Source organism: Marinobacter oulmenensis (genome assembly GCF_014201735.1).
Lineage (GTDB): Bacteria > Pseudomonadota > Gammaproteobacteria > Pseudomonadales > Oleiphilaceae > Marinobacter > Marinobacter oulmenensis.
The window spans coordinates 269184-281458 of the sequence record NZ_JACHFE010000003.1 but is presented as its reverse complement, the minus strand read 5'-3'; the positions used below and the strand labels follow the sequence as shown (position 1 = coordinate 281458).

Here is a 12275-nt window from a genome sequence, read left to right as displayed (position 1 = left end):
AAGCCATGGCGCACGGGGCGCCCTAGAATGCCGCCCATTGATTCCGGGAATGTCGATGCGCGGGCGCAACCCCGGCAGCCTGACAGTATTCCCCTGATGAAAACAGGAATACAAGGAAGCCACTCCATGATCAGACACCCCCTGGCCCGCTGTATCAGCCTGGCCCTGACCGGCGTGACCGCGTCGGCCATGGCCCAGACCCAGACTGATGACCAGGTGCTTATCCGCGTCACCGAGGGCCAGTCGGCAGAGGTGGAGCGGCTGACGGAAACCGCCATTGGCACAGAGCCTGTGGCCCGGCTTGATGCTGACCCCGCAGTCTCCCTTTCCCGGCTGGGTGGCCGGGGGCTGGACCCCGTGGTCCGGGGCCAGAGCCAGGAACGGGTGGATGTGCTGCTCGATGGCATGCGGGTGGAAGGGGCCTGCCCCAACCGCATGGACCCGCCGACCAGCCGGCTGAGCACGGCCCTGCCCCAGGTGCTGGCCGTGAAAACCGGCAACCAGACACTGCGCTGGGGGCCGATTGCCGGTGGCCAGGTCATTGCCACCACCGCCGCCCCGGCATTTGAGGATTCCGTGACGACCGGGCATGTCACGATTGGCGGCTCCGATAACGGCAGTGGCTCGCTGGCGGCGGCCAGTGCGGCGGTGGGCGATGACGACGCCTGGCTGCGCCTGTCCGGTGGCTACGAGGAAGCGGATGACTACGAGGATGGCGACGGCAACGAGGTACGCAGCGCCTTCGAGAACACCGAAGGCCGGATTGACGGCGCCTGGCGAGCCGATAACGGCTTCTACATCAAGGGCATGGTCAGCCGGCAGGAAGAACGGGACGTGAAGTACGCCGCCATGATGGATGCGCCCAGCACGGACACCGATATGGCCCGGCTGGAGCTGGGCGCGCCGGTGGCCAACGGGGAGTGGAACCTGATGGCCTGGCAGGCCGATGTGGACCACCTGATGGACAACTTCAGCCTGCGTGAACCGGGCATGATGCAGATGGAAACCCGGTCCGAGACCCGGACCCGTGGCGCCCGGCTGGTACTGGATCAGACCTTTGACTACACCAAGGAGCTGTCGGTTGGTGTGGATGTTGAAAGCAACGACTGGGATGCCACCCTGTACAACGTCACCACGCCCCCGGGGGCGGTGGCTTCTTACATGTGGCCGGACGTTGAGCGCGACCGCGTGGGTGTTTTCGTGGAGGGTTTCCATCAACTCCGGGTGAACACCCGTGTCGGCGCCGGTGTGCGTTATGACCGGGTGGAAATGAATCCGACGGGCGCGGACCAGAGCTACATGGGTGGCATAAAAACGCCGGCCGGCACCTACCAGAGCGCCTACGGGACCGGGGATCTCAAGGCGCAGGATGACAACGTCAGTGGTTTTCTGACCACCGAATGGCGCTTCTCCGATTTCCAGACCTTCGAAGCCACCGCCAGTCACAGTGTTCGCAGCCCCGGTGTGAATGAACGGTACGTGGCCCGGGATACCATGATGGGCACCTGGGTGGGCAACCCGGAGCTGGATACCGAAAAACACCACAAACTGGAGCTTGCCATTACCGGGCAGCGGGCCGGCTGGCACTGGCGACCGGCCCTGTGGATGGACCGGGTGGATGACTATGTCCTGCGCTACCAGCCCCAGCCCGGCGATACCCGGTACCGCAACATCAGTGCCCGACTGGTGGGCGTTGAAGGGGAGCTCGGCTGGACCGATGGCACCTGGAGCACCACTGGAAAGCTGGCCAGTGTGCGCGGGCGCAACACCGACGACAATGATCCGCTGCCTCAGATTCCGCCCCTGCTTTACACCCAGACCCTTGGCTGGTCTCACCAGGGACACCGTGTCGAAGCTGAGTGGCAGCTCGCCCGCCGCCAGGACCGGATCAACGAGGAGTCCGGGCTGGACCCAGGCGAGTCCCCGGGATACGGCGTGCTCAACCTCAGTGGCCATCATCCGCTCACCGGGTTCCTGACCCTGAGCTGGGCGGTCGACAATGTCTTTGACAAAGCCTGGGCGCCCCACGTCAGCCGTGAGGACTCGGTGACCGGTGAGGGATACCGGGTCAATGAACCGGGCCGCACCCTGCGCGCAGCGCTGACGGCCCGGTGGTGATAGCAGTTAGGAAAGTTGCCCGCTCCTCATAGCCGGCGGGCAACATTCAGACCCCGGTGGAGCGCGTCTTCAACCGGGGTTTTTTTGTTTCAGGAAGGTCGCCTGATCTGCTCTGGATTAGACTGAAACGTGGGCGATCCCGTGCTAGAATTTTGTCATTAGGAAATTCGTTTCAGGAATAAGCATAATGAACAAAACGGCTCTCTCTGTCCTGGCGCTGGTTCTGGTGGCTGTCCTGCCGGCCCCCTCTCTGGCTCAATCTGTGCAGCTTGCGCCCGTGGTGGCGGAACCGGTCCAGGAAACGGTTCACCTCGATGGTGTGATCGAGGCGGTTCAGCAAAGCACCATTTCAGCCCAGACCAGTGGCACGGTGGTGGCGCTGCCCGTGGATGTGGACGATTCCGTCGCCGCCGGCGATCTGATCGTGCGGCTGGATGACACGGAACAGCGGGCCCGGCTGAGCCAGGCCCGGGCCAGTGTGGAAGAGGCCGTATCCGGCTTGCAGGACGCCCAGCAGCAGTTTGATCGGGTCGAGGCCATTTATGAGCGCCGACTGGTTTCCCGTCAGGAATTCGACCGTGCCCTGAACAGCCTCAATGCCGCCCAGGCTCGGGTGGAGCGCGCCCGGGCGGCGGTTGATGAAGCCCGGGAGCAGCTCGATTACACCCGCATCACCGCACCATACGGCGGCATTGTCACCGAGCGCCATGTCGAAATCGGCGAAGCGGTGAACCCGGGGCAGCCACTGATCAGCGGCCTGTCCCTGGAACAGCTGCGGGTGGTGGTGGACCTGCCCCAGCAATACGCGGACATGGCCCGCAAGCAGCGCCAGGCCACCGTTACCCTGTCAGACGGCCGGGTTCTGCAGACCGGGGATATGACCTTCTACCCCTATGCCAGCCTGGATACCCACACCTTTCGGCTGCGCCTGCAACTGAATGAGCCCAACGGCACCCTGTTCCCGGGCATGCTGGTGAAAGTGGAAGTGCCCGTGGCCAGCCGTGACTCGCTCTGGATTCCCGCCTCGGCCCTGGTCCGGCGCAGCGAACTGCGGGCGGTGTTTGTGATGAACGACCAGGACCAACCCAGATTGCGCCAGATCCGCACCGGTGTCAGCCATGGTGATCGGCTGGAGGTGCTGTCCGGGCTGGGTGAGGGTGAGCAGGTTGTCAGTAACCCGGCCACGCTGGTTGGCAGTGAACAGCTGGCGCTCCCGGGCGATCAGAGCGGTGAGGAGTAAGCCGGTATGAGTCAGGAGCTGCCCCCGGTCGGACCGTCCGGCGCTATTGCCCGGGTTTTCCAGAACAACCATCTAACCCCCCTGCTGGCGATACTGGCTATCGCACTGGGCATTCTCTCGGTGGTGATCACCCCGAAAGAGGAGGAGCCCCAGATTGATGTCACCATGGCGGACATCATGGTGGCCATGCCCGGTGCCAGCGCCCGGGAAGTGGAAAGTGCCATTGCCACGCCCGCTGAACAGGTCATGAGCGAAATCAAGGGCATTGAGCATGTCTACTCGGTGTCCCGGCAGGGCGAGGCTGTGGTCACCGTCGAATTCGAGGTGGGCATTGCCCGTCAGGAAGCGCTGGTGCGCCTGTATAACCAGGTTTACTCCAACCAGGACTGGCTGCCCCAGGATCTGGGCGCGTCCCAGCCGCTGATCAAACCCCGGGGCATCGACGATGTGCCGGTGATGACCCTGACACTCTATGACCCCACCGGCACCCACAGCGGGGAGGAACTCACCCGGCTGGCGCACATGCTGGAAGTGGCGCTCAAGCGGGTGCCGGGAACCCGCGACATCTATACCGTCGGTGGCATACCCGACCGGGTGGATATCCGCTTTGATCCAGGCCTGCTGGCGGGCTTCGGGCTGACCACAGACGACATCATCCAGGCACTGGCATCGGCCAATGCGGCCAGCCAGGAGTCCCGGGTGACCCGCAACAACCTGTCGATTCCGGTACAGACCGGGACCCTGCTGGAAACCGTGGAAGACGTTCGTGGTCTGGTTGTGGGCATGCATGACGGCGCCGCAGTGCATCTGGAGGATGTGGCAAGGGTCAGCCGGGGCGGTACGGTGCCGGACCAGAGTGTGATGACCGGTTTCGGCCCGGCTCATCCGGAGGCGAAGCCGGGTCAGCCCGGTGAGGTCTATCCGGCAGTGACCCTCGCAATCGCCAAGAAGCCGGGCGAAAATGCCATCGATATCACCACGGCGATCGAGGACCGGATCGAGCGCCTGCGTAATCGCGCGCTGCCCACCGATATTGAGGTCATGATTACCCGGGACTACGGGGTGACTGCCTCCGACAAGGCCCAGAAACTGATCTCGGATCTGGCGTCCGCCACCCTGGCGGTCATGCTGCTGGTACTGGCGGCCATGGGCTGGCGACAGGCGCTGATCGTGGGGGTATCGGTGCTGATCACCCTGCTGCTGACCCTGGTGTTCTCCTGGGCCTGGGGCTTCACCCTGAACCGGGTGTCCCTGTTCGCTCTGATCTTCTCCATCGGCATCCTGGTGGATGATGCCATCGTCATCACCGAAAACATCAACCGGCGTATCCAGAACAGTCGCCGTTCAATTCGCGAGATCATTCCCGTGGCGGTGGACGAGGTGGGCACTCCCACCATCATGGCCAGCCTGACGATCATGGCAGCGTTGCTGCCCATGGCTTTTGTCACTGGCCTGATGGGGCCCTACATGAGTCCGATCCCCATCAATGCGTCCGCGGGCATGGTGGTCTCCCAGATTGTCGCCTTCGTAGTGGCGCCCTGGCTGGCGTTCCGCCTGCTGCGCCGGAAAAAGGGTCAGGCCCTGGACGAGGAGGGCGAAGCCACCAGTTCCGCCGATGGGGTCAGTCCCATGGCCCTGAAGATTTTTGACGGGGTACTCACGCCTTTCCTGGGAGAGCACCCCTGGCGGCGGCGCCTGCTGGGGCTGGGCGTTCTGGTGCTGACGGTGGCGGCGGCCTCGCTGCCGGTGTTCCTGGCGGTGATCCTGAAAATGCTGCCGTTCGACAACAAGTCGGAGTTGCAGGTGGTGCTGGATATGCCGGAGCGGACCCCGGTGGAACAGACCCAGCGGGTGCTGACGGAAATGGGGCACTACCTGGAAACCGTGGAGGAAGTCTCCGACTGGCAGTCCTACGCGGGTACCGCCTCCCCGATCAATTTCAACGGGCTGGTACGCCAGTATTACCTGCGCAGTGAGCCCTACCAGGGCGACATCCAGGTAAACCTGGCGGCGGCGGAGCAGCGTGAGCGGCAGTCTCATGACATCGCCCAGGGACTTCGGAGGCCCTTGACCGAGATTGCCCGGCGCTACGACGCCAGTGTGAAGATTGTCGAGGTACCGCCGGGACCACCGGTCATGTCACCGGTGGTGGCGGAGGTCTACGCCGCTGACGCCCCCCGCCGGGCCCAACTGGCCAATCTGGTGGCGGATGGCATGACCCATGTGGATGGCCTGGTGGATATTGATACCACACTCGAAGCCCCCACCCGCCAGTGGGAAGTGGTGGTGGACAGGGCCCGGGCGGCCCGCCTGGGTGTGTCCCAGGCGCAGGTGGTCAATGCCCTGCAGACCGCACTCGGAGGCACGGGTGTCAGTTATCTGCATGATGACCAGGCCAAATACCCGGTACCGATCCGGGTGATCCTGTCGGAGGGCGCCAAGGCCCAGCCTTCGGCCCTGCTGTCACTGAACGTGCGCAGCCGCAGCGGCGGGCAGGTATCACTGGCGACCATTGCCGAGGTCCGGGAAGCCGACTGGATGGGGGCGATCTATCACAAGGATCTGCTGCCGGTCACCTATGTCACGGCGGATATGGCCGGTGACATCGACTCGCCCCTCTATGGCATGTTCCGGATGGTGGACCGCCTGGAACAGCAGGAAGAAGCGCCGGAGCAGTACTTCATCCAGCAACCGCCCCTGCCGGAGAAGGGCACCCTGAAATGGGACGGCGAGTGGCAGATCACCTATGAAACCTTCCGGGACATGGGCGCCGCATACAGTGTCGGCATTTTCATGATCTTCGTACTGCTGGTGGCCCAGTTCCGGTCCTACCTGCTGCCACTGGTGATCATGGCCCCCATTCCGCTGACCATGATCGGCATCATGCCGGGCCATGCCCTGCTGGGTCGGGAATTCACCGCCACCAGCATGATCGGTATGATCGCCCTGGCGGGTATCATCGTCAGGAACTCGATTCTGCTGGTGGTGTTTATCCGCCAGCTTCTCGACGAGGGCATGGAACTGGAACGGGCGGTCGTGCTTGCTGGCGCCGTGCGCATCAAGCCCATTGCCCTGACGGCGATCTCCGCGATGGTCGGGGCCTACTTCATCCTCAGTGATCCGATCTTCAATGGTCTGGCTATTTCCCTGGTGTTCGGGCTGGCCATGTCGACCCTGTTCACGGTGATTGTAGTACCGCTGCTTTACTACACTCTGGCCCGGTGCAAATGGATCTGATGGCCCTCAGCGGGAGGGCCAGTAGCGCTGCATTTCCAGGAACAGGAAAGAGGCACTCCAGGTAATCAGCAGAAAGCCGGTGAGTGCCTCGATACCGGTGAGATAGCGCAGTTGGCCCAGCGGCTCGACATCGCCGTAGCCCAGGGTGGTGAAGGTGGTAAAGGAGAAATAGGCGCAATCGAGCAGGGTGCCATTAAAGTTGCCCAGCAACTGGCCCCAGCCTTCGGCGTGGTGCATGAAGTAAAACGCCGAGGCAAAGATCCACACCTGCAGGGCGTGGGAGACCAGGCAGCCAAGCACGGCGACGATCAGCCGGAAATGGTGGCTCTGGCGCATCCGGCTTAGCATGCTGCTGAGCCGGATCAGGGCGGCGTTATGGATAATCACAACCACGCACACGAGCAGGCCGTTCAAAACGGTGACGTTAAGCAGGTTGTCGTGGGCTATATCCATTAAGCCGGTTCCCTTGGTGGTCAGATACGTCTTGCGGGCGGGGCTTTGCTGCCCGCCAGTGGGCGTTCTGCCTGATTGTATAGTAGTTTTGGCGCAGACGCGTCCCGCTAGCCGACAGGTTGTTACTTTCCATGTCCAAGAAAATCCTGCCCGTTCTGATCCTGATCGCCGGTGTGGCGGTGTTTGTTTTGTTGAGTGCCACCCGCCCTGAGCCGCCGAAGGTTTCCGCCACCGAGCGCAGCTGGCTGGTGCAGGTGCAGCCGGTTTCGCCGGCCCGGCGGTCGCCGGTCCTGGCTCTGTACGGCGAGGTGGTCGCCCCGGACCTGCAGACAGTGACGGCCACGCTGGCCGGGCAGATTGACGCATTGCCGGTCAGTGAGGGCGACCGGGTAAAGCGGGGCGATCTCCTGGTGGCTCTGGACACGGTCGATATCGAGCCGGTACTCGCCCGGGCCCGGGCGGATGTTGCCGATCTGCAGGCGCAGATTGACTCGGAGCGGGTGAGATACCGCAATGATCAGCGGGCATTGGAAAGTGAGCAGTCCATCCTGGCCAATGCCCGTCGCCAGTTCCGGCGTATCGAATCACTGGCGGAGCGAGATATGGCTTCGGAGGGCGAACGGGAGGCGGCCACCGATGCCTTTGCGCGGGCGGAGTTGACGGTCACCACCCGGCAGCGTGCCATCGAGGAACACCCCGCCCGGCTGCAGAGCCTTGAGGCCAGGCTGACCCGTGCCAGGGCGAGCCTGGCCACCACGGAGCTTGATTCCAGACGGGCGCGGGCGAAGGCGCCGTTTGACGGTGTGGTTACCAACCTGCAGGTGGCCGAGGGCGACAGGGTGTCACCCAACCAGACGTTGCTGTCGGTTTATCCCCGGGAAGGTCTGGAAGTACGGGCGACCGTCCCCCGGGTATTCCAGAAGGAATTGACCGATGCCCTGGGGCGGGGTGAGCGGCTGATCGCACGGGCCGGAAATCAGGAGTTTGTGCTGACCCGGTTTGCCGGGCTGTCGGACGCCGCCGGCACGGAAGCGGTTTTTGAGTTGCAGGGCCCGCCGGAGGGACTGCGCCCCGGCAGCCTGCAGACCCTGGAACTGCAGCGCCCGGCCCGTGATGACGCAGTGGAGGTCCCCTTCAGTGCCCTGTATGGGGCCGACAGCGTCTATGTGATGACCGATGACAACCGCATGCAGCGGCTGACCGTGGAACGTATTGGCGAAGCCGATGCCCGTGAGGGTGAGCGTCGGCTGCTGATCACCGGCGAGGCACTGGAGCCGGGCATGCGACTGATTACCACCCATCTGCCCAACGCCGTGACCGGGCTGCGGGTCCGGCTGGCTGAGACAGACGGAGAGCCGTCCTCATGAGCCGCAGGAAGGGAGTGATCGGCTTTTTCGTCCACCATCGGGTGGCCGGCAACCTGGTCATGCTGGTGATGCTGCTGGGGGGCGTGCTGGCCCTGAGCCGGATGAATATCCAGTTCTTTCCCACCTTTGCCCTGGATGTGGTGAGTGTCCGGGTGGTCTGGAGCGGTGCCTCCGCCGAGGATGTCGAGCGTGCCGTCACCGACCCGCTGGAGCAGCGTCTACGCAGCGTGGATGGCCTGAAGAAAATGACGTCCACCTCCGCCCAGGGCGTGGCCTCCATCAGCCTGGAATTTCATGAGGGCTCCGATCCCATCCAGGCGGTGGATGACGTCCGCCAGCAGGTGGATGAATTCAATAATTTCCCGTCTGATGCTGAAGAACCCCAGGTGTCGCGGGTGGAGCGTTACGAACCGGTGGCCCGTCTGCTGGTGTATGGTGACTTGGATCGCAGTGAGCTGCGACAGATGGTGTACCGCTTCGAGGATCAGTTGCTCGAGCGCGGGATCGACCGGATCAATATCCGGGGCTTACCGGAACAGCAGATCAGCATCGATATCCCGGTGGAACGCCTGGAAACCCTGGGGCTGTCCCTGGACCAGGTGGCCGACCGGGTGGCCGCCCTGTCGCGGGACCTGCCGGCGGGCATGATGGCCCAGCAGGATGCGACCCGCGAACTGCGTTCCCTGGAACAGCGGCGCACCCCCCAGGCCTTTGAATCGGTACCGGTACTCAGCGGTGACCGCATCCGGCTGCGTCTTGGCGACATCGCCATCATCCGCCAGGAGGCCCGGGACAACCAGACGGTGCTGACCAATAAAGGCCAGCCGGCGGTGGAAATGCAACTGCAGCGGGCGGAGAACGGCAACTCGCTGACGGCAGCGCGGGCACTGGAAGGCTGGTTATCGGAGACCCGCCCGGCACTGCCGCCCACGGTCAAGCTTGAGGTCTACGACGAAACCTGGCAGTTGCTGGAAGACCGGATTTCGCTGCTGGTCAATAACGGCCTGGGTGGTCTGGTACTGGTGGTGGCGCTGCTGTATCTGTTCCTGCCCGGGCGCGTTGCCGCCTGGGTGGCCATCGGCATCCCGACGGCGTTCCTGGCGGCCCTGGCCGTGCTCTGGCTGATCGGTGGCTCCATCAACATGATCTCCCTGTTCGCGCTGATCATGGCGCTAGGGGTGATTGTGGACGACGCCATCGTGGTGGGAGAAGATGCCGACGCCCATGCCCGCATGGGCGAAGAGTCGATCTACGCCTCCGAGGGGGCGGCCAAACGTATGGTCTGGCCGGTGCTCGCGTCCTCCCTGACCACGGTGGCCGCTTTCATGCCCCTGCTGGTGGTGGGTGGCGTGATTGGCAACATTCTCGGGGATATTCCGCTGGTGATGATCTGTGTGCTGGTTGCCTCCCTGCTGGAGTGCTTCGTGGTATTGCCGGCCCACCTCCGGCACGCCTTTGACCGACCGTCCGGTAAAGCCGGGAGCCGGTCCCATGCGGTCACCCGGCTGCGCAAGGGCTTTGAGCACCGTTTCGACCGTTTCCGGGAAGGCCCTTTCCGGCGTTTTTCCCGTTACAGCCTGGAGCATCGGGGGGTTACCGTTGCCTCCGCCCTGGCGGTGGCGGTGATGACGGTCGGGCTGCTGGCCGGTGGCCGGCTGGGATTCAATTTCTTCCCGACGCCGGAGCCTTCGGTGTTCTATGCCAACGCCAGCTTTGTGTCCGGCACCAGTGAGGAGACGGTTTCCGGGTTCATGACCCGGATGCAGGAGGCGCTGAACGAGACCGAAGCCGCGCTGGGCGGGGATCTGGTGTTGCACGCGGTGACCACCTATGGCGCCACCCAGGGGGCGGAGGGCAGTTCCCGGAATGGCGATGAGCTGGGCTCAATGCTGGTGGAACTGGTACCGTCGGATCGCCGGGACGTGCGCAACCCGGCGTTTATCCGCGAATGGCGCAGCCGGCTAAAGCTACCGGCGGGACTGGATTCCCTGAACATCACCGAGCGCCAGGCCGGCCCGCCGGGCCGGGACGTCAATGTTCGGCTGACCGGTGGCGACGCGGTGCAGCTCAAGCAGGCGGCGGATGAACTGGCCCAGGCGCTGGGCGCGCTGCCCGGTGTGCTGGACGTGGAAGACGACATGCCCTGGGGCCGGGAGCAGCTGATCTATCAGGTCAGCGCCCATGGCGAGGCCCTGGGGCTGACCACGGTGGAACTGGGCCGCCAACTGCGGGCGGCCTTTGATGGCCGTATCGCGCAGGTCTATCAGGAGGGGCGTGATGAGATGGAGGTACGGGTGCAGTTGCCCCGTTTCCAGCGGGAACGTTACGCCACCCTGGAGCGGATGACAGTCAGGATCCCGGATGGCCGGTTTGTGCCCCTGACCCAGGTGATGAACCTGGACCATCGCCAGGGCTTCCAGGCCCTCCGGCACGCCAACAGCCAACTGGCGGTGGAGGTGACCTCGGGCCTGAACACCGCCGTGGCCACCACCGACGATATCCTCCAGAGCCTTCAGGCCGGTCCCTTGCCGGACATCGCCAGCCGTTACGGGGTTCGTTACAGCTTTGAAGGCCGCTCGGCCGATCAGCGCGAAACCATGGCGGACATGAAAACCGGGCTGATGATCGGTCTGGCACTGATGTACGTGGTACTGGCCTGGGTGTTTGCGTCCTGGAGTCTGCCGCTGATTGTCATGGCGATCATTCCGTTCGCCCTGGTTGGCGCCCTCATCGGGCACTGGCTGATGGGCCTGCAACTGACGATCCTGTCCCTGTTCGGTCTGTTTGGCCTGTCCGGTATCGTGGTCAATAACGCCATTATTCTGGTGACTTTCTATAACCAGCAGCGCCAGAAGGGGCTGGGGATCACCGAGGCACTTGAGGAGGCCACGGTTCAGCGCGTCCGGGCTGTGCTGCTGACCTCCCTGACCACGATTGGCGGCCTGCTACCGCTGATGTTCGAGACCTCTTTGCAGGCCCAGTTCCTGATACCCATGGCCACGTCCATAGCCTTTGGCCTGGGCCTGTCCACGCTGCTGGTGTTACTGGTGATTCCGGCCCTGCTGAGCTGGCTGGAGCAGTTCCGGGAATGGCGCTCAGCCCGGGCCTAGCGCCGGCGGCGTTAACTGGTTGAACAGGCCGCGCAGGCCCTCGTGCCATTGCTGGCGCAGATCGTGGAAATAGGGGCTGGACTCGTCCACCCGTTCGGTGAAACAGGGCTGGAGGTTGTCCCGGCGGTAGATGGCCACATCGAGCGGCATGCCCACCGACAGGTTGCTCTTCATGGTGGAATCGAAGGAGATCAGGGCACACTGATAGGCCCGGTCCAGGGGCGTGCTGTAGCTGACCACCCGGTCCAGGATGGGCTTGCCGTACTTGGATTCGCCGATCTGGAAAAACGGGGTTTCCTCGGTGGCTTCAATGAAATTGCCTTCCGGATAGATGTTGAACAGCCGGGGCTGCTCTCCCTGGATCTGCCCGCCAAGGATCAGCGAACAGCTGAAATCCACATTGCTGATCTTGCCGTCCGGATTGTCTCTCTGGATCACCTCCCGGATGGTCTGGCCGACCAGCTCGGCGGTTTCGAACATGGAACTGGTGCCCAGGACATTGGGGGCATCGGTGCCGGCCCGGCGCTCCAGCAGGCTGATTACGCTCTGGCTGGTGGCCAGGTTGCCGGCGGACAACAGCACCAGTTCCCGTTCCCCGGCCTGTCTGAACGTATGCATCTTGCGAAACGTGGAAATCTGGTCGAACCCGGCATTGGTCCGGGAATCGGATGCGAATACCAGGCCCTCGGCCAGTCGCATGGCTACGCAATAGGTCATTCAGCCCCTCCTGACAGCCTTTCTTATCTGGGC

The 12275-nt window shown here is 63.7% G+C and carries 7 protein-coding genes; 5 read left to right on the top strand and 2 right to left on the bottom strand.

Annotation, left to right across the window (positions count from 1 at the left end):
• The first annotated feature begins 126 nt into the window (after positions 1-126).
• The 3 genes from HNR38_RS07525 to HNR38_RS07515 all read left to right on the top strand — a co-directional run bounded on the left by HNR38_RS07525 (position 127) and on the right by HNR38_RS07515 (position 6595).
• Positions 127-2118 carry a TonB-dependent receptor domain-containing protein gene (locus HNR38_RS07525; RefSeq protein WP_183701531.1) on the top strand — a complete coding sequence of 664 codons (1992 nt, stop codon included), beginning with the start codon at positions 127-129 and terminating at the stop codon, positions 2116-2118.
• Positions 2119-2305: 187 nt separating this feature from the next.
• Positions 2306-3358, top strand: a complete 1053-nt coding sequence (locus HNR38_RS07520; RefSeq protein ID WP_183701528.1) for an efflux RND transporter periplasmic adaptor subunit — start codon at positions 2306-2308, stop codon at positions 3356-3358.
• A 6-nt stretch (positions 3359-3364) separates the two neighbouring features.
• Complete coding sequence (locus HNR38_RS07515) at positions 3365-6595, top strand: efflux RND transporter permease subunit (RefSeq protein WP_183701525.1); 3231 nt, start codon at positions 3365-3367, stop codon at positions 6593-6595.
• Between the two features lie 6 nt (positions 6596-6601).
• Here HNR38_RS07515 and HNR38_RS07510 read toward each other — a convergent pair whose 3' ends face one another.
• On the bottom strand, positions 6602-7048 hold the full coding sequence (locus HNR38_RS07510; RefSeq protein ID WP_183701522.1) for a potassium channel family protein: 447 nt from the start codon (positions 7046-7048) through the stop codon (positions 6602-6604).
• A gap of 131 nt (positions 7049-7179) precedes the next feature.
• On the opposite strand from HNR38_RS07510, the gene HNR38_RS07505 reads away from it, so the two are divergent.
• Together HNR38_RS07505 and HNR38_RS07500 are read left to right on the top strand one after the other, a co-directional pair.
• A complete protein-coding gene (locus HNR38_RS07505) occupies positions 7180-8415 on the top strand; it encodes an efflux RND transporter periplasmic adaptor subunit (RefSeq protein ID WP_183701519.1) in 1236 nt (411 codons plus the stop codon).
• Entirely contained in the window at positions 8412-11525 is a 3114-nt protein-coding gene (locus HNR38_RS07500) for an efflux RND transporter permease subunit (RefSeq protein WP_183701516.1), read from the top strand. Before HNR38_RS07505 ends, HNR38_RS07500 begins: the two co-directional genes overlap by 4 nt.
• Here the strand turns inward: HNR38_RS07500 and HNR38_RS07495 are convergent.
• Positions 11511-12242 (bottom strand): proteasome-type protease, encoded by a 732-nt coding sequence (locus HNR38_RS07495; protein WP_183701513.1) that lies wholly within the window; start codon positions 12240-12242, stop codon positions 11511-11513. The genes HNR38_RS07500 and HNR38_RS07495 overlap by 15 nt on opposite strands.
• Positions 12243-12275 lie beyond the last annotated feature (33 nt).